Genomic DNA, 18,322 nt, shown 5'->3' on the forward strand with positions numbered 1-18,322 from the left:
CTGCCGCAGGAGTCCGCGCAGGCGGCCCGCCCGAGAGATGGAGACACGATGAGCAGGGCCACCGCGCCGGACCCCGAGCAGACGCCGCACGCCGCCGACAGCCACGGGCTGATCCGCGTGCACGGTGCGCGCGTGAACAACCTCAAGGACGTCAGCATCGAGATCCCCAAGCGCCGGCTGACGGTGTTCACCGGAGTCTCCGGTTCGGGCAAGAGCTCCCTGGTGTTCGACACGATCGCCGCCGAGTCCCAGCGGATGATCAACGAGACCTACAGCACCTTCGTACAGGGCTTCATGCCCACGCTGGCCCGCCCCGAAGTCGACGTGCTCGACGGACTGACCACCGCGATCACCGTCGACCAGCAGCGCATGGGCGGCGACCCCCGCTCCACGGTCGGCACCGCCACCGACGCCAACGCGATGCTGCGCATCCTCTTCAGCCGGCTCGGCAAGCCGCACATCGGCCCGCCCAGCGCCTACTCCTTCAACGTCGCCTCCGTCCGGGCGAGCGGCGGCATCACGGTCGAGCGCGGCGAAGCCAAGACCAAGACCGTGAAGGCGACCTTCTCCCGCACCGGCGGCATGTGCGTGCGCTGCGAGGGCCGCGGCTCGGTCTCCGACATCGACCTCACCCAGCTCTACGACGACTCCAAGTCGCTCGCCGAGGGCGCGTTCACCATCCCCGGCTGGAAGTCCGACAGCTTCTGGACCGTGCGGGTCTACGCCGAGTCGGGCTTCCTCGACCCGGACAAGCCGATCCGCAAGTACACCAAGAAGGAGATGCAGGACTTCCTCTACCGGGAGCCCACCAAGGTCAAGGTCGAGGGCGTCAACCTCACCTACGAGGGCCTCATCCCCAAGATCCAGAAGTCCTTCCTGTCCAAGGACAAGGAAGCGATGCAGCCGCACATCCGGGCCTTCGTGGAACGGGCGGTCACCTTCACCGTCTGTCCCGAGTGCGAGGGCACCCGGCTCAGCGAGGGCGCCCGGTCCTCGAAGATCAAGAAGATCAGCATCGCCGACGCCTGCACCATGCAGATCAACGACCTGGCCGAGTGGGTACGCGGCCTCGCCGAGCCCTCGGTGGCCCCGCTGCTCACCGCACTGCAGCTCACCCTCGACTCGTTCGTGGAGATCGGCCTCGGCTACCTCTCCCTCGACCGGGCCTCCGGCACCCTGTCGGGCGGCGAGGCGCAGCGCGTCAAGATGATCCGCCACCTCGGCTCCTCGCTCACCGACGTCACCTACGTCTTCGACGAGCCCACCATCGGCCTGCACCCGCACGACATCCAGCGCATGAACGACCTGCTCCTGCGGCTGCGCGACAAGGGCAACACCGTGCTCGTCGTGGAGCACAAGCCGGAGACCATCGCGATCGCCGACCACGTCGTCGACATCGGCCCCGGCGCGGGCACCGCGGGCGGCACCGTCTGCTACGAGGGCACCGTCGAGGGGCTGCGTTCCGGCGGCACCATCACCGGCCGCCACCTCGACGACCGGGCCAAGATCAAACCGTCGGTGCGCAAGCCCACCGGCGCGCTGGAGATCCGCGGAGCCACGGCGAACAACCTGCGCGACGTCGACGTCGACATCCCGCTCGGGGTGCTCACGGTCGTCACCGGCGTCGCCGGTTCCGGCAAGAGCTCGCTGCTACACAAGTCGCTCTCCCCCGACGCGGACGTGGTCTCCATCGACCAGGGCGCGATCCGCGGCTCGCGCCGGAGCAACCCGGCGACCTACACCGGCCTCCTCGACCCGATCCGGAAGGCGTTCGCCAAGGTCAACGGGGTGAAGCCGGCGCTGTTCAGCGCCAACTCCGAGGGCGCCTGCCCCACGTGCAACGGCGCCGGCGTCATCTACACCGACCTGGCGATGATGGCCGGCGTCTCGACCACCTGCGAGGACTGCGAGGGGAAGCGGTTCGAGGCGTCCGTGCTGGAGTACCGCCTCGGCGGCCGCGACATCAGCGAGGTGCTCGCGATGTCGGTGACCGAGGCCGAGGAGTTCTTCGGCGCGGGCGAGGCGCACACGCCCGCCGCGCACCGCATCCTCACCCGGCTCGCCGACGTCGGGCTCGGCTACCTCAGCCTCGGCCAGCCGCTCACCACGCTGTCCGGCGGCGAGCGGCAACGGCTCAAGCTGGCCACCCACATGGCGGAGAAGGGCGGTGTCTACGTGCTCGACGAACCGACCACGGGCCTGCACCTCGCCGACGTGGAGCAGCTGCTCGGCCTGCTCGACCGGCTGGTCGACTCCGGGAAGTCGGTCGTCGTCATCGAGCACCACCAGGCGGTCATGGCGCACGCCGACTGGATCATCGACCTCGGTCCCGGCGCCGGTCACGACGGCGGCCGGATCGTCTTCGAGGGCACCCCGGCCGACCTCGTGGAGGACCGCTCCACCCTCACCGGCGAGCACCTCGCGGCGTACGTCGGCGCCTGACCCGGCCCCTCCCCGGACCTGCGGCCACTGCGGTGGCAGCCCGTGGCGGTCACCGACCTCATCGAAGAGGCCGCACTCGCCCTGTCCGCGCCCCGACCGGGAGCGCACGCCCGCGGCGCGCGGGCCGGGCGTAGCCCAGAGCGCCGGAGTGCGGGGCCCACAGGGCCCCGCCAGCGGCCGGGTCGCCCGCGAGCCGCACGACCACCGTGGCCGGGGCGGTGGCGGTACGGGGCCACGGGCGCGGCGGCAGCACCCGCCGGCCCAGCAGGCCCAGGGTCAGCTGGTGCCGCCCGTCGGCGAGCGCCAGCACCGGCGGCCGCCATCCCGCCCGAACGACCACGGCCTCGTGCGCGGTCCAGCGCACCGCAGGGTCCCGCAACAGGCGCCGGACCCGCCGGACGGCCAGCAACTCCCGCGCCCCGAGCAGTACCGGGCTCAGCACCACGCCCAGCGCGGCCACCGGTGCCGGCGGCCGGCCCATCACAGCCGCGACCGCCACCGGCCAGCAGAACACCGGCAGCAGGCACAGCAGCAGCGCGTCGCGCCGCCAGTCGTCCAGCGCGTCGCGCCGCCAGTCGTCCAGCGCGTCGCGCAGACCCCGCACACCCGGCGCATCCGGTTCGCCCCGCGCACCCGGCGCATCCCGTGTACCCGGTGTGGTCACCGGGGCACGGTGAGCGTCCACGCCCCCGGACGCAGGGTCCACGTACGGCGGCGGACCGGGCCGGTCAGCGCCGCGTCCGCGCGGTAGCGGAAGTCCGCGCCCGACACCGTCACCGTCTTCGCCCGGGCCGTGACCGTCGATTCGGCGGAGCTGCCGCCACCCGTCCGGACCACGACCTCCGCCGCGCCGCCGTCGTCACGGGTGCGAACCGAGACGTCCTCCACGGGCCGGTCCACGTCCGCCAGCAGCACCCCGTCGGCCTCGACCCGCAGCCGGTGCCGGCCCGTGGCCGCACCGCCGGCCGCCGCCACCGGCCGGACCAGCGTCCGCACCAACGAGCGGTACGCGCTCCACACCGACGGCCCGGCGGGCCGTGGGACCCCGTGCACCGGCGGGATCCGCAGCGCACCGAGCACCACCCCGTCGCTGTCGTCGACCAGCAGGTCACAGGCGCGCACCGTACCGTCGAGGACCGCCCGGGCCGCGGCGACGGCGGAAAGCGGCACGCCGAGGGACCGCGCCAGTCCCAGCGAACCCACCGGGCCCACGGGGACCAGGGCAAGAGGTCCCTCCCCCAGCCCGCGCTCGCGGTGCAGCAGCCCCACGGCGCGCACCAGCGCCCGGTCGTCACCGACGATCACCAGCCGCCGATGACCCCGTCGGGCGAGCGCTCGCGCAAATTCCTCCTGCGAATCCGGGAGGCAGATCTTCGCTGCCGCGCCCGCTGACAACACATCCTTCGCGATCCGCACGGACTCGCCGTCAAGACGGCGGGCGACCGGGTCGACGAGCACGAGCAGGCCGCCTACCGGCGCGCCCGCTTGGCTCATGGTGGGCTCTGGAGCCGACACCTCGGTCCTTCCTCGGGTAGCATCTTTGTGCAAGAGGCCCTTGCGCTATTGCGCCAGGGCCTTCGTCTATTCCGGGGCACCGGTCCGACGGCTCAGCCTGCGGTGTACATCGTCGTACGCCCCCTGACCTTGGACATGCCCCATCCGGAAGAGGTGTACGCCTGTGCCCGCTCTTGTGCTGCTCGGAGCTCAGTGGGGTGACGAGGGCAAGGGAAAGGCCACCGACCTGCTCGGTGGATCCGTTGACTATGTAGTGCGCTACCAGGGCGGCAACAATGCCGGCCACACGGTCGTCGTGGGCGACCAGAAGTACGCGCTGCACCTTCTCCCTTCCGGCATCCTCTCCCCCGGATGCACCCCGGTCATCGGTAACGGTGTCGTCGTCGACCCGGCCGTCCTGCTCTCCGAGCTGCGCGGCCTGAACGAGCGCGGCATCGACACCTCCAAGCTGCTCATCAGCGGCAACGCGCACCTGATCACGCCGTACAACGTCACCCTCGACAAGGTCGGCGAGCGTTTCCTCGGCAAGCGCAAGATCGGCACCACCGGTCGCGGCATCGGCCCGACGTACGCGGACAAGATCAACCGCGTCGGCATCCGCGTCCAGGACCTCTACGACGAGTCGATCCTCGTCCAGAAGGTCGAAGCGGCGCTGGAGGGCAAGAACCAGCTCCTGGCGAAGCTCTACAACCGCCGCGCGATCGACGCCGCCCAGATCGTCGAGGAGATGCTCCAGTACGCGGAGCAGATCAAGCCGTACGTCGCCGACACCACCCTGATCCTCAACAACGCGCTGGACGAGGACAAGGTCGTGCTGTTCGAGGGCGGACAGGGCACCCTGCTCGACGTCGACCACGGCACCTATCCCTTCGTCACCTCGTCCAACCCGACCGCCGGCGGCGCCTGCACCGGCACCGGCGTGGGCCCGACGAAGATCAGCCGAGTCATCGGCATCCTCAAGGCCTACACGACCCGAGTCGGCGCGGGCCCGTTCCCGACCGAACTGTTCGACCAGGACGGCGAGGACCTGCGCCGCATCGGCGGCGAGCGCGGCGTGACCACCGGACGTGACCGCCGCTGCGGTTGGTTCGACGCGCCGATCGCACGTTACGCCACCCGTGTGAACGGCCTCACCGACTTCTTCCTCACCAAGCTGGACGTACTGACCGGCTGGGAGCAGATCCCGGTCTGCGTCGCGTACGAGATCGACGGCAAGCGCGTCGAGGAGCTGCCGTACTCGCAGACGGACTTCCACCACGCGAAGCCGATCTACGAATACCTCCCCGGCTGGTCCGAGGACATCACCAAGGCCAAGACCTTCGAGGACCTGCCGGCGAACGCCCAGGCCTACGTCAAGGCCCTGGAGGAGATGTCGGGCGCCCCGATCTCTGCGATCGGCGTCGGCCCCGGCCGCACCGAGACGATCGAGATCAACTCGTTCCTCTAGGAAACCCGGTCCCCCCGGAGGGGCGGCAGGCGCACCCCGCGCCCGCCGCCCCTCCGGCGTTCCCGGAGCGCCGCGGAAGGCCCGTCGAACACCACCCGGGACGCCGCCCGGACCCGCAGCGCGAAAAAGTGTCCCGTCCCCCGTCACATCCGTGCGCTCCCCTCCGTCAGTGCTGTGCAGACACCGACCGAAGGAGAGAGCGACCATGACGCACACTTACACGCACACGAACACCTCCCCCACCTCCCTCTCGCGGATGCCGAACCCGGCCGATTTCGTCCCCGAGCTGAACGACATCAGCGCCGCCCTCTTCCGGGCCACGGGCAACCGCTCGGTGCCGCGGACCACGATGAGCCTGGTCCACCTGCGGGCCGGGCAGATCGTCGGCAACACCTACCTGACCGTCCTGAACACCGGCTTCCTCCGCAAGGCCGGGGAGTCCGAGGAGCGCATCACGGCCGTCTCCTCCTGGCAGGACGCCCCCTACTTCACGGCCGCCGAGCGCGCCGCCCTCGCCCTGGTGGAGGCCACCCTCCAGCCCGCCCCGCACGGCCGCGAGCGGGTCACCGACGAGCTGTACGCCGAGGTCGCCGCGCACTACGACGAGAAGGCCCTCGCCACCCTCACCATCGCGATCGGCCAGATCAGCTTCTTCATCGCCCTGGCCGTCATCGGCAAGCCGCAGCCGGTCGGCTCGCTGGCCGACGAGCAGTGGGGCTGAGGCCCCCCCTACAGCCCCTGCTGGCCCCGCAGGCGCTGCGCGGGCCGCCGGGGGCCGCTGGGGCCGCTGGGGGGCCGTGCCGGGCGGGCCCGGTCTCGGGGGGCGGGTTCCGGGTGGGCGGAAATATGATGTGCACGGGCTTTTCGCGCAGCGGAAGCAGGGACGAATGGATGCACCTCGGAGCGTTCCGTGACTCCTCGCCGTGCCCCGCGGGCGGCCAGCGCCGACCTGCTCAGCACGCTCGGGCGGCTCGCCGACCAGGCCCGCCGCGGGGTGGAGCTGCAGCAGGCCCGGGTGGACCTGGCCGAGGCGCTGCAGAGCGAGATGCTGCCCGCCTCGCTGCCCGCGCTGCCGGGCCTACGGACCGCCGCCCGGTACGCGCCCGCCCGGCACGGCCTGGACATCGGCGGCGACTGGTACGACGGCTTCCGGCTGCCCGAGGGAGCGCTCGCCTTCTGCATCGGTGACGTCCAGGGGCACGACGTGGAGGCGGCCGCGTTCATGGGGCAGGTACGGATCTGCCTGCGCGCCGTGGCCGCCGTCGTCGTCGATCCGGGCGAGGTGCTGAGCCGGGCCAACGAGGTGCTGCTCTCCATGGACCGCGACCTCTTCGCGACCTGTAGCCTGCTCCGTTTCGATCCGGAGACGCAGGAGCTGGAAACCGCCCGGGCCGGCCACGTCCCGTCGGTCTGGGCCACCGTCGACGGCGCGTACGGCATCTCCGAGGACGACGGCGGCCCGCCGCTGAACCTGGTGCCCGGGGCGGGGTACGCGGTGACCCGGCGCCGACTGACGCGGGCGGGGTCGATCGTGCTGCTCACCGACGGCGTGGTCGAGGGGCCGAAGTTCCCGATCGAGAGGGGACTGGAGCGGGTGGCCAGGGTCGTGCGGGAGGCCGCGGGCACGGATCCGGGCGAGCTGGCCGCAGAGGTGATGAAGGTGGCCGACTCCACCGGCCACGCCGACGACGCCGCCGTGCTCGTACTCAGCCACGACGCCCGGCCCGATCCGGAAGGGCCGGGCTAGTGCGGTGACCGAAGACGTTCACCGGATGTGAACGCGCGCTGTCAAGATCTCCCCATGGATCTTTCCGAGGGCTTGGCTGACTGGAACGACTGGGACGGTGCTGCCTTCAAGGTGGGCCGCGCGCTGGGGATTTTCTCCGAGGCTGAGACGTTCACGCAGGTCAAGTGGGTGTTCTGGACCGACAACCCGCTGGGGAACGCACTGCACGAGGTGCTCGTGCAGTTGACGGCGGCGGGAGTGCTGGAGCGTCGGGACGAGCCGGACGACATCCAGTTCCGTTGGCTCGGCCGGTCGATCACGCCCTGGACGTAGTCCTCGTAGTCCTCGCAGTCCTCGCAAGTCCTCGTAGTCCTCGCAGTCCTCGTCCGTGTCGCTCCCTCCCGAGCTGACGAACGCCTCCCACACCACCACGCGGACGACCCGTCGGACAGGACCTCGCGCGTGTCACGGCCCGCGGCGGCGCCGGGCTGTTGTCTGATGCTGTGGTGCGCACCGAGGGATGGCGACGTCTGCCCGCAGCTCTGCTGCCGATCCTCGCCGTCGCCGTCGCCTACTACCTGGGCGGACTGATCGGGCTGTACCAGCGCGTGGTCGTCAACGACGCCGAGGTCACGCCCCTGTGGCTGCCGACGGGCATCGCGGTGACCTCCCTGCTCTGGCTGGGCCTGCGGGCGTGGCCGGGGATCGCGCTCGGTACGTACCTCACCATCGAGCAGATCACCGATTTCGACCCGCCCGGCCTGATCATCGTCGCGGGGAACGTCCTCGCCCCCGTGTGCGCGTACCTGATGCTGCGCCGGGTGGGATTCCGTACCGAGATGGACCGGCTGCGGGACGCCCTGGCGCTGGTCTTCCTGGGCGGTCTGCTGCCCATGCTGATCAGCGCGACGATCGGGACCTGGACGCTGGTGCTCACCGGGGACCTGCCGATGTCGCAGTTCTGGCCGGTCTGGTCGGCCTGGTGGGCCGGGGACGCGATGGGCGTGCTCGTGGTGACCCCGCTCCTGCTCGTCCTGCGCCGGCTCCTGACGGTCCGGCGGCCCCGGGAGGGCTACCGTGCGGCCGAAGCGGCGGCCCTGGTGGTCGCCTCCGTCGCCGTCACGCTCGTGGCCACCCGCAGCCCCCTCTCGCTGCTCTTCCTCGTCTTCCCGCTGATCATCTGGGCGGCCGTACGCTTCCAGCTCGCCGGGAGCGCTCCGGTCACCCTGCTGGTGTCGGTCCTGACGATCGCCGCGGCGACCGCCCACGCAGGGCCGTTCGCCCACCACACCCTCCTCGAAGTCATGATCAACCTCCAGGGCCTCAACGGTGCGGCGGCCCTGACCGGATTACTGCTGTCGGCCCTGGTCACCGAGCAGAACAACGTCCGCCTGAAGATCGAGCAGGTCTGCGATGACCTGGCCGAACTGGTGGAGCAACTGACCCCGGGCAAACCGGACCTCTAGGCGGGCCGGCTGTCGGAGGCGGGGGATAGGGTCGTGGTGCGCGACACGAACAGGGGGGCGTCCATGCCGTCAGGGCATCCGCAGCAGACCACCGCTCAAGCCCGGCCGCCCGGGCCCCGGCCGCTCGCACCGATCCCCTTCGACGTGGAGGCGGTCTTCCCGGAACTGACCGGCTCGGCCCGCGAGGTCACCCTGCTCTACCCCCGGGCCGGACGACCGGGCCCGGGCGACAGCTCCCTCGGCGGCCCGCTGCTGTGGCCGGCGGACGAGCCGTGGCCGATGTGCGCCGAACCGGACCACTACAAGCCGCTCAGCCCGCCGGTCGGACCCGAGCCGGTCGCGATGCTCCCGGTGGTCCAGCTGTACGCACGGGACGTGCCGGGCCTCGTCTTCCCCGCCGGAACCGACCTGTTGCAGATCCTGTGGTGCCCCCTGGTCCACGAAGCCGCCCCGTACGCGGCCGCCCCCCGGCTGCACTGGCGCAGCGCGGCGACGACGGCCGCGGGTGCCGTCGTCGGGGAACCGCCCCGTCCGCACACCGTCGAGGAGGACTTCCTGCCCCGCCCGTGCACGGTGTCCCCCACACCGGCGGTGGAATATCCGAACGGGGACATGCCCGAGGGGCTCGGCGATCTGCTCGACGAGCGGTTCGAGGCCCTTCAGGAGGAACGGGGCTACAGCTACTTCGAGGTGGCCACCACGGAGCAGAGCAAGGTCGGCGGCTACCCGGGGTGGACCCAGCAGCCGAACTGGCCCGACTGCGCGGTCTGCGGCACCCGGATGGACCACCTGCTCAGCGTCACCGCGACCGAACCGGGCGCGGGCCGTTGGCTTCCGCTGGACGACCGGGACCCCCGCCAGGAGGCGGCCGCGACCCCGTCGTGGCGGGCCGAGGCGGACCCCGCCGCCCTGGACGGGTTCGGGCACGACATGTGCCTGGGCGACCTCGGCGGCATGTACTTCTTCGTCTGTCGCAGCTGCCCGGACACCCCGTACGCCCACCGCTACGACTGCTGAGCACCGGCCCGGCCGCGGTGGGGCGCGCCCGGCCGGGGTGGGGCGCGGTGGGGCGCTACCAGGCCAGCTGCGAGATCTCCTCGGCGACCACCGCGCACGCGTCCGCCGCCGGGTCGATCAGCGGGAAGTGACCGACCGCGTCCAGCAGGGTCAGCCCGACCATCTCCCCCGCCTTCGCGGCCGCCGCCACGTACGCCTCGGCCACCTGCTGCGGGACCACGATGTCGTCCCGGCCCTGGACCACCGCCGTGGCGATCCCCGTCGGCAGCAGCGCCGCCGGATCGGCGTACGGCAGCCGCTCGTCCCAGTGGTCGGCCCCGCCCAGCAGCTGCCCGCTCGCGCCGCCGCACACGCCCAGTTCCTCCGCCACGGCGAAGTCCGCGATCGGGGCCAGCGCCACCACGCCCCGCAGCATCGGCGGGGAAGGCAGCCGCCACGGGGAGCCGGCCGGGAGCACGTGCCGGGCCGCGGCCCACAGTGCGAGGTGGCCGCCGGCCGAGTGGCCGGTGACGACCGTGCGGCGGACATCGGCCTGCGGGAGCACGTCGGCCGCCAGCCCCGGCAGGGCGTCCATCGCGGCGGCGACGTCGTCGAAGGTCTCCGGCCAGCGCCCGGCGACCGGCCCCTCGGCGTTCTGGTGCGGGACAGAACTGCCGCGCCGGTACTCGACGTTGGCGACGGCGAAACCCCGGCGGGCCAGGAAGTCCGCGAACGGCGTGACGTGTTGCCGGTCGTACGGGGCCCGCCACGCGCCCCCGTGCAGCAGCACCACGAGCGGCGCCGGCTCCTGGACGTCGCCGCGCGGGGCGTAGAAGTCGACGACGTGGTCGGGGTGTTCCCCGTACGCGGCGGTCACGTCCGGCGCCACGGCCGGGTGGGCGAAGGCCGAGGCGGCCTCCGCGGCATCCCGTTCCACTGCGGCGGGGTCCGTCATCGGCTCAACCTCTCGGTAACGCGTGGGACAGCGGGGACAGATGTTCCGGTGTTCCGGCAGAGCGGGACCGTATCAGTCTGGAACAGGCGCTTCCGTGCGGGGCCCGGAATATGACCGGGCGGACGGGGCCGTAGCCCCGCCCGCCCGGTGATGTGACGTTTCGCTACCGAGTCACCCGAAGATGTGACCCAGTGTCCGCGCGGCACGCTCGGCGTCGGCGAACCCGACGTAGAGCGGGGTGAAGCCGAAGCGCAGGACGTCGGGTGCCCGGAAGTCGCCGATGACGCCTCGGGAGATCAGCTCTCCCATGACCTCGCGGGCGTTCTCGGTCCGCAGCGAGATCTGGCTCCCGCGGCGGCCGTGCTCGGCCGGGGTGGCCGACTCGACCCGGCCCTGCGGGACGTACGCCGCCACGCATTCGAGGAAGAAGTCGGTCAGGGCGAGGGACTTGGCCCGTACGTCTTCGACGGACACCCCGTCCCAGGCGTCGAGCGCCGACTCAAGGGCCAACATGGACAGGATGTCCGGCGTGCCGACGCGCCCGCGGGTCGCGCCCTGGGCCGCCTCGAAGGCCGGGGTCATCGCGAACGGATCCGCGTGGCCGTTCCAGCCCGGGAGCGGGGAGTCGAAGCCGGCCTGGTGGCGGGCGGCGATGTACAGGTACGCGGGCGCGCCGGGGCCGCCGTTGAGGTACTTGTACGTGCAGCCCACCGCGAGGTCGACGGCGTGTTCGTCGAGGCCGACGGGGAGGGCCCCGGCGGAGTGGCACAGGTCCCAGACCGTGACCGCCCCGGCGGCGCGGGCCGCCGCGGTGAGGGCGGGGAGGTCGTGGAGCCGTCCGCTGCAGTAGTCGACGTGGTTGAGGAGCACCACGGCGGTGTCCCCGTCCACGGCCTCGGCCGCGTGCGAGGGGTCCACCGGGACGACGGTCAGGCCCGTCATCCGGGCCGCCGACTGCGCGATGTAGCCGTCGGTGGGGAAGGTGGCGGCGTCCACCAGCAGCTTCGTCCGGCCGGGTGCCGCGAGACGGGCGGCGCCGACCAGCGCCTTGAAGAGGTTGACGCTGGTGGAGTCACCGACGACCACCTGGCCGGGGGCAGCGCCGATGAGCGGGGCGATCTTGTCGCCGATCCGCTCGGGCGCGGTCCACCAGCCGCTCTCGTCCCAGGACCGGATGAGGAGCTCGCCCCACTGCCTGGCGACGACGTCGGCGGTGGTGTCCGCGACACCGGCCGGGAGGGCGCCGAGGGAGTTGCCGTCCAGGTAGACGACGCCCTCGGGGAGGGTGAAGCGCTCGCGGAGCTTCGCGAGCCCGTCGGCGGCGTCCAGCTCGGCCGCACGGCTGCGGAGGTCCGCCGAAACGTCCGCCGAGGGGTCCGCCGGGAGGTCCGCCGAGGGGTCCGCCGGGAGGTCCGCTGCAATGTCCGTGGAGTGGTCAGACATAGCTGCGGGCCGTCCAGAGCTCGGGGAAGACGTTCTTCGTCGCGCGCTTCTCCAGCCAGGTCACGCCGGCCGAGCCGCCCGTGCCCGTCTTCGCGCCCATCGCGCGGCGGGTGGCGACCAGGTGGTCGTTGCGCCAGCGCCAGACGAGCTCGGCGACATCCGTGAGGACCTCGCCGAGGCGGTGCAGGTCCACGGTCCCGTTGTCGTCCGGGGCGGCGTACAGGCCCGTCCAGACGGCCTCGACCTCGGCCGAGGGCTCGTAGCGCAGCGACAGGTCGCGGTTCAGGACGGCGTCCGGGACCGGCAGGCCGCGGCGGGAGAGCAGCCGCAGCACCTCGTCGTAGAGGCTGGGCTCGTGCAGGGCCTTCTCCAGCTCCGCGTGGACGCGCGGGGCGCCCCGGTGCGGGACCAGCATGGAGGCGGACTTCTCGCCGAGCAGGAACTCCATCCGGCGGTACATCGCCGACTGGAAACCGGAACCTTCGCCGAGGGCGGCGCGGTAGGCGTTGAACTGTCCCGGGGTGAGCTGGGCGAGCGGGCGCCAGGAGGCGTTGAGGGCCTCGAGTTCACGGAGGGAACGTTTCAGCGCATCCATCGCGACCGGGATGCGGTCCTCGCGCAAGGCCTTCGCGGCGGTTTCCCACTCGTGGACGATGACCGTGAACCACAGCTCCATGACCTGGGTCGTGACCAGGAAGACCATCTCGCCCGGGTCGTCCGAGCGGAGGTGCTGGAGGTGGGTGAGGACGTCCGCCTGGACGTAGTCCTCGTACGGGGTCGTGCCGTCGAAGTCGAGGTTCGGGGTTTCCGACCCGCCGACTCCGGAGGCATCAAGGGTTTTCGACATCGCTGTCTCCTCGACACGTGCTTCCGGGTAGCGGTCCGCCCCTTCCGTGAGGTGAGTGGAGCCCCGGTCCCCTGCCCGCAGCATAGGACACCCTCGCGCCAACGCTCCAGCGGAGAGTGACACAGACCACACATTTTCGGTGCGTGTCACTCCCCGCCGTACGGACTCAGGCGCTCAGCGTGTCCGCGGCCGTCGGCGACGAATCGCGCAGGAAGGTCGAGCAGCGCTCGTACTCCTCCTTCTCCCCGATCGCCTCGGCCGCGCGGGCCAGGGCGTGCAGGGCGCGCAGGAAGCCGCGGTTCGGCTCGTGCTCCCACGGCACCGGGCCGTGGCCCTTCCATCCGGCGCGGCGCAGCGCGTCCAGGCCGCGGTGGTAGCCCGTACGGGCGTAGGCGTACGACTCGACCGTGCTGCCGGCGGCGAAGGCCTCGTCGGCGAGGACCGCCCAGGCGAGGGACGACGTGGGGTGGGCGGCCGCCACCTCGACGGCGGGGGTGCCGGCGGCGATGGCCTCGCGGCCGGGCTCGTCGGGCAGGTGGGTGGGGGCGGGGCCCCCGAGCAGGTTCTGGTGAATGGACATGCCCCCAGTCTGCCGGGTGCGGTGGTCCGCAAAACCCGCTGTCCCCTCGCTGTCGCCGCCCAGCCGTATGCACTGGTCCGCGGCCCGTCAGGCGCATGGCCGGGCGCGGGAGCGTGAGACCCGGTGCCCTTCGGCGTCACCGCACCGCAGTGTGCGCTGGTCCGCGGCCCGTCAGGCGCATGGCCGGGCGCGGGGGCGTGGGACCCGGCGTCCTTCCGTGTCACCGCACCGCCGTGTGCGGGTCCTGCGGGCCTTGGCGCGGGAGGGCCGGGTCAGTTCGCGGGGGCGGGCGCCCCGACCGGCTCGCGGGGCGCGGGCGGACGCGATGTCAGCGCCGGCTGCGTTGCGGAGCAGTCGCACCGGGGGGCCTCGTCCGGACCGTGCAACACCCTCGCGCCGCGGCCCGGCGCGGTGTCGAGCCGGGCCGCCACGGCCGGGACCACCACGCTCGGCAGCAGGCTCGTGTAGAGCGCCGAGACCTCCCGGTCGAGGTCGAGCCCGAGGGTCTGCGACATCACGTTGAGCCCGGCGAAGGCTCCGACCACCAGCCGCGAGGGCCCCGACGGGTCCACGTGCGGGAGCAGTTCGCCGCGCTCCTTCGCCTGCACCATGAGGGCGGTGTGCAGGTCGATCCACCCCTGGTACGGCGCCGCCCGGTCCAGTTCCCGGCCGTTCTGCTCCAGGGTGAGCCGGGCGCTGCCGCGCATCAGCACGTCGTACCGGAGGCGGTGCGAGAAGACCATGCCGACGTCGACGAACTCCTGCGCACTGAACTCCTGCGGGGTGACCGGCGCGTGCATGCTGACCTGGGCGTCGATCACGGCCTGCGCCAGGTCTTCCTTCGAGTCGAAGTGGAAGTAGAGCGCACCCTTGGTGACGTTGGCGAGCTTGACGATGTCGGTCAGTTTGGCTGCGCCGTAGCCCCGGTCCTCGAACACGACGGCGGCGGCTTCCAGGATCGCCCGGCGGGTTCGCACGGCGCGGTCCTGCTTCACCTGCGTGCGTTCGGCCCTCATGTGCACCTGCCCCTTCCCCGGCCCGACCGATCGGTCCGTACCTGCCCCCGACACGTACCGCCGCCGGGGGGCAGTTCACACCATCGTGCGGGCACCGTCCACCGCCGCCGTCACCCCTACCGGGGAGGAGGAACGCCGCAGGGCCCGGCCTCCGTCGTGGGACGGGGGCCGGGCCCTGCGGTACGGCTCGCCGGGGGCGACTACTTCAGCTTGGTGCCGGTGGAGCGCAGGTTCGCGCACGCCTCGGCGACGCGCGCGGCCATGCCCGCCTCGGCGGCCTTGCCCCAGGTGCGGGGGTCGTACTTCGACTTCGTGCCGACCTCGCCGTCGACCTTCAGCACACCGGCGTAGTTGCTGAACATGTGGTCCACGACCGGGCGGGTGAAGGCGTACTGGGTGTCGGTGTCGAGGTTCATCTTCACGACGCCGTTCTCCAGCGCGGTGGCGATCTCCTCGGCCGTGGAGCCCGAGCCGCCGTGGAAGACGAAGTCGAACGGCGAGGCCTTGCCGTACTTCTCGGCGACACCGGCCTGGAGGTCCTTGAGGAGCTCGGGGCGCAGGACGACGTTGCCCGGCTTGTAGACGCCGTGGACGTTGCCGAAGGAGGCGGCCAGCAGGTAGCGGCCCTTCTCGCCCAGGCCGAGAGCCTCGGCGGTGCGGATCGCGTCGTCGACGGTGGTGTACAGCTCGTCGTTGATCTCGTGGCTAACGCCGTCCTCCTCGCCGCCGGTCGGGGTGATCTCGACCTCAAGGATGATCTTGGCGGCGACGGCCTTGGCGAGCAGCTCCTGGCCGATGGCCAGGTTGTCGGCCAGGGTCTCGGCGGAGCCGTCCCACATGTGCGACTGGAAGAGCGGGTTCAGACCGCGGGCCACGCGCTCGGCGGAGATGTCGAGCAGCGGACGGACGTAGCCGTCCAGCTTGTCCTTCGGGCAGTGGTCCGTGTGCAGGGCGACCGTGATGTCGTACTTGGCGGCCACGATGTGCGCGAACTCGGCCAGGGCGACCGCGCCCGTGACCATGTCCTTGTTGTGCTGGCCACCCAGGAACTCCGCCCCACCGGTGGAGATCTGGATGATGCCGTCGCTCTCGGCCTCCGCGAAGCCGCGCAGGGCAGCGTGCAGGGTCTGGGAGGAGGTCACGTTGATGGCCGGGTAGGCGAACTTGCCTGCCTTCGCCCGGTCGAGCATCTCGTTGTAGACCTCGGGGGTTGCGATGGGCATCTGCCGGCTCCTTGGTTGTGCGGGGAGTGTGCTTCTTGCGGGCCCTGACCTGGGGGCGACGTCATCGTCGCGCCTATCTTTCCAGACTCAGCGCAGGGGTCCAGACTGCCGGTCTCACGTGGTGGGCGAACGGCCCGAGATGTTTCACGTGAAACACCCCGGGCACCCGGGAAAGGGCAGGTCAGGCCGGTCCGGGGGCGGCCGAGGGCCATCGTCACCAGTTCTCGCAGTGGCCGGACGAGGCTGGACCGGAGCTGACCCGGGGCGCGCACGGGGCCGGCTAGGGGCCCCGACCGGGGTAGCCCCCGGTCCCGAACCAGAGCCGGGCCGGGGACCGAGCAGGGCCGGGACCAGAGCCGGGCCAGGGGCCGGAGCCGGACCAGGACCGAGCCGGGCCGGGCCGGGCCGGGGGAACGGAGCCGGGCCTAGGACAGGCCGAGGTCCTGGAGGAGGTATCCGGTGAGGTACGGCAGGCCGGCCGCGGCGATCGCGTCGGCCGCGCCGCGGTCCACGATCGTGGCGACGGCGACGACCTCGCCGCCGGCCTCGCGGACCGCCTCGACGGCGGTCAGCGGGGAACCGCCGGTGGTCGAGGTGTCCTCGACCACCAGGCAGCGCTTGCCCTTCACGTCGGTGCCCTCGATGCGGCGCTGCATGCCGTGGGCCTTCTGCGCCTTGCGGACGACGAAGGCGTCCAGGCGCTCACCGCGCGCCGCGGAGGCGTGCAGCATCGAGGTCGCGACCGGGTCGGCGCCCAGGGTCAGACCGCCGACGCAGTCGAAGTCGAGGTCGGCCGTGAGGTCGAGCATGACCTGGCCGACCAGCGGAGCCGCCTCGCCGTCGAGGGTGATCCGGCGGAGGTCGATGTAGTAATCGGCCTCGAGACCGGAGGAGAGGGTCACCTTGCCGTGCACGACGGCCTTGTCCTTGATCTGCTGCAAAAGCGCATCGCGTGTGCCTGACGGCGTTACTTCGTTGACGTCACTCATGCCCCTGAGCTTAGAGGGGGCCGAGAAGCGGACCTAGCCGAGCCGGCGCCACGTCCAGGTGGTGGAGACCTCCAGCGGGTCCACCGGGGTGACCAGGCGCGGGAGGGTGTTCAGCCCGTTCGGCGGACCCGACTGGGGCTCCACGCACACGGCCTCGGGCTCCTCGTCGTAGATGACCACCCATTCGGCCCGACTGGTGACCCGCAGTGCGAGGGCGCCGGGCCAGGTGAGGGTGACGTCGACGCCGTGCGGCATGCCGAAGCAGTCGTCCCAGGGGCGGGGCTTCGGGTCGATGCGGTTGCCGGTGGGGATGTGGTCGGCGCCGCGCTCCTCCTGCCACGCGGGGTCAAAGGAGACCTCCGCGTCCGGGCCGCCGGCCCCGAGGTTGCGCAGGAACCAGGGGTGCCAGCCGACCTGGGCCGGGAAGGAGTCCCCGTACGTCTCGACGCCCATGGTGAGGGTCAGCGAGTCCTCGGTGAGCGTGACGACCTGGGTCACCCGGCCGGGGTACGGCCACGGGTCGGCGAGGTCGTAGGCGAAGGCGGCCTCTGTGGCGGTGGCCCCGGCCGGGCGCCAGGGCGCGTCGCGGCCGAAGCCGTGCAGAGCGTGCGGCGGGTGGTTGAGCGGCATCTGGTGGACGGTCGCGCCGTCGCGGAACTGCCCGTTCGCCGTCCGGCCGCACCAGGGGACCATCGGGAAGGCCCCGAACCTCGGCCCCTGACGCAGCAGTTCCGTTCCGTCGATGCGCAGGCTGCTGATCCGGCAGCCGTTCTGCTGGTCGACCGTCACCTCGGCGCCGCCGGCGCTCAGTTGCGTACTCATGCGGTCGACCCTAATGCGGCCCGGGCCCGCTGATCAGCGACGGCGCCGCAGGGCTCGGCCGATGACGACCGCAGAGGCGAGCGCGAAGGCGGCGGCCGGGGCGATCCAGCGCAGGCTGTCACCGGCGGAGGCGGAGGCGGGCGCGGGGACCGGGGCGTACCGGCCGCGCGGCGGTGCGTGGTCCACCTCCTCCGCGCTGCGACCGATCATGGTGCGGCGGGCGTGGGCGGCCTCGGCCGGGGGCCGCGGGGCTCCGTCGGAGCCCTCGAACCGGCCGGCGAGGAAGGGGTCCAGGGACGACGGCGGTACGTCGGTCTCGAAGAGGGAGGCGGTGACCTCGGTGCTGTCGTCCTCGACGAACCCGGGACCCGCTCCGCCCTCCGCTTCCTCGGCTTCCTCGGCTTCGGCCACCGGGTCGCCCACGGAGCCGAGGGTCAGCAGGCCGGCGGCCCGGTCCAGCAGCCGCCGCACGGCGGTGGCCGTGGCCTCGGGCGGGAAGGCGGCGGCGCGCCCGTCGGCGGTGGTCTCGGTGGTGAAGTCCAGCCGGGTCCCGTCCGGGACCGGGGTCAGCCGCAGGTCGAGGGCGAACTTCACGGTCCCGCTGCCCCGGGCCTCCGCGCCCTCGCCCACGAAGGCGAAGTGCCCGGGGTCGCGCTCGGTGACGGTCAGGGCGCCCCGGTAGGTCACGGTGCTCCCGCCGACGCGGACCTTCAGCCGGCCCGAGACCGGCCCGGAATCGGTGTCGGCGTCCTGCTGGAGTCCCGGCACGCACCGGGCCACCCGGGCGGGGTCGCGCAGCACGGCGCGGAGATGGTCTGCCGGTACCGGAACGAACACCTGATGCTCCATGTGGTC

General features: G+C 72.2%; 18 protein-coding genes. 7 read left to right on the forward strand and 11 right to left on the reverse strand.

Translation table 11 applies throughout. From position 1 onward, the window contains the following. Positions 1–48: 48 nt before the first annotated feature. Positions 49–2,442 carry an excinuclease ABC subunit UvrA gene (locus OG594_RS00485; protein ID WP_266594535.1) on the forward strand — a complete coding sequence of 798 codons (2,394 nt, stop codon included), beginning with the start codon at positions 49–51 and terminating at the stop codon, positions 2,440–2,442. A gap of 58 nt (positions 2,443–2,500) precedes the next feature. On the opposite strand, the gene OG594_RS00490 is transcribed toward OG594_RS00485, so the two are convergent. Both OG594_RS00490 and OG594_RS00495 read right to left on the reverse strand, forming a co-directional pair. Beyond that, positions 2,501–3,046 (reverse strand): hypothetical protein, encoded by a 546-nt coding sequence (locus OG594_RS00490; protein WP_266594536.1) that lies wholly within the window; start codon positions 3,044–3,046, stop codon positions 2,501–2,503. A gap of 56 nt (positions 3,047–3,102) precedes the next feature. Continuing rightward, positions 3,103–3,936, reverse strand: coding sequence for a diacylglycerol kinase family protein (locus OG594_RS00495; protein ID WP_266594537.1), 834 nt, complete (start codon positions 3,934–3,936; stop codon positions 3,103–3,105). 184 nt (positions 3,937–4,120) lie between these two features. Here OG594_RS00495 and OG594_RS00500 point away from each other — a divergent pair, with 184 nt between their 5' ends. From OG594_RS00500 to OG594_RS00525, 6 genes are all read left to right on the forward strand, one after another. Next, positions 4,121–5,404, forward strand: coding sequence for an adenylosuccinate synthase (locus OG594_RS00500; protein WP_030010833.1), 1,284 nt, complete (start codon positions 4,121–4,123; stop codon positions 5,402–5,404). 205 nt (positions 5,405–5,609) lie between these two features. Further along, on the forward strand, positions 5,610–6,125 hold the full coding sequence (locus OG594_RS00505) for a carboxymuconolactone decarboxylase family protein (protein WP_266594538.1): 516 nt from the start codon (positions 5,610–5,612) through the stop codon (positions 6,123–6,125). A 189-nt stretch (positions 6,126–6,314) separates the two neighbouring features. Then, positions 6,315–7,151, forward strand: coding sequence for a PP2C family protein-serine/threonine phosphatase (locus tag OG594_RS00510; RefSeq protein WP_266594539.1), 837 nt, complete (start codon positions 6,315–6,317; stop codon positions 7,149–7,151). A gap of 54 nt (positions 7,152–7,205) precedes the next feature. Next, positions 7,206–7,463, forward strand: a complete 258-nt coding sequence (locus OG594_RS00515; RefSeq protein WP_266594540.1) for a hypothetical protein — start codon at positions 7,206–7,208, stop codon at positions 7,461–7,463. Between the two features lie 170 nt (positions 7,464–7,633). Continuing rightward, entirely contained in the window at positions 7,634–8,596 is a 963-nt protein-coding gene (locus OG594_RS00520; protein WP_266594541.1) for an MASE1 domain-containing protein, read from the forward strand. Between the two features lie 63 nt (positions 8,597–8,659). Then, positions 8,660–9,613, forward strand: a complete 954-nt coding sequence (locus OG594_RS00525) for a hypothetical protein (protein ID WP_266594542.1) — start codon at positions 8,660–8,662, stop codon at positions 9,611–9,613. Between the two features lie 55 nt (positions 9,614–9,668). Here OG594_RS00525 and OG594_RS00530 read toward each other — a convergent pair whose 3' ends face one another. The 9 genes from OG594_RS00530 to OG594_RS00570 form a co-directional block, all read right to left on the reverse strand. After that, a complete protein-coding gene (locus OG594_RS00530; protein WP_266594543.1) occupies positions 9,669–10,547 on the reverse strand; it encodes an alpha/beta hydrolase in 879 nt (292 codons plus the stop codon). 171 nt (positions 10,548–10,718) lie between these two features. Continuing rightward, a complete protein-coding gene (gene kynU, locus OG594_RS00535; protein WP_266594544.1) occupies positions 10,719–11,990 on the reverse strand; it encodes a kynureninase in 1,272 nt (423 codons plus the stop codon). Next, positions 11,983–12,837: a tryptophan 2,3-dioxygenase family protein gene (locus OG594_RS00540; protein WP_266594545.1), complete on the reverse strand. Its 855-nt coding sequence runs from the start codon at positions 12,835–12,837 to the stop codon at positions 11,983–11,985. The genes kynU and OG594_RS00540 overlap by 8 nt, the downstream gene beginning before the upstream one ends. 166 nt (positions 12,838–13,003) lie before the next feature. Beyond that, the gene (locus OG594_RS00545; protein WP_150258495.1) at positions 13,004–13,417 is read right to left on the reverse strand and encodes a DUF3151 domain-containing protein; all 414 of its coding nucleotides are present in this window, start codon (positions 13,415–13,417) and stop codon (positions 13,004–13,006) included. Positions 13,418–13,689: 272 nt separating this feature from the next. Then, positions 13,690–14,433: a ScbR family autoregulator-binding transcription factor gene (locus OG594_RS00550; protein WP_266594546.1), complete on the reverse strand. Its 744-nt coding sequence runs from the start codon at positions 14,431–14,433 to the stop codon at positions 13,690–13,692. Positions 14,434–14,633: 200 nt separating this feature from the next. Beyond that, positions 14,634–15,656, reverse strand: coding sequence for a class II fructose-bisphosphate aldolase (gene fbaA, locus OG594_RS00555; RefSeq protein WP_030012792.1), 1,023 nt, complete (start codon positions 15,654–15,656; stop codon positions 14,634–14,636). A 425-nt stretch (positions 15,657–16,081) separates the two neighbouring features. Beyond that, entirely contained in the window at positions 16,082–16,645 is a 564-nt protein-coding gene (gene pyrE / locus OG594_RS00560) for an orotate phosphoribosyltransferase (RefSeq protein WP_266594547.1), read from the reverse strand. A gap of 33 nt (positions 16,646–16,678) precedes the next feature. Beyond that, positions 16,679–17,467 carry an aldose 1-epimerase gene (locus tag OG594_RS00565; RefSeq protein WP_266594548.1) on the reverse strand — a complete coding sequence of 263 codons (789 nt, stop codon included), beginning with the start codon at positions 17,465–17,467 and terminating at the stop codon, positions 16,679–16,681. A 33-nt stretch (positions 17,468–17,500) separates the two neighbouring features. Beyond that, a complete protein-coding gene (locus OG594_RS00570) occupies positions 17,501–18,316 on the reverse strand; it encodes an SRPBCC family protein (RefSeq protein WP_266594549.1) in 816 nt (271 codons plus the stop codon). Positions 18,317–18,322 lie beyond the last annotated feature (6 nt).

The organism is Streptomyces sp. NBC_01214 (genome assembly GCF_026340975.1).
GTDB lineage: Bacteria > Actinomycetota > Actinomycetes > Streptomycetales > Streptomycetaceae > Streptomyces.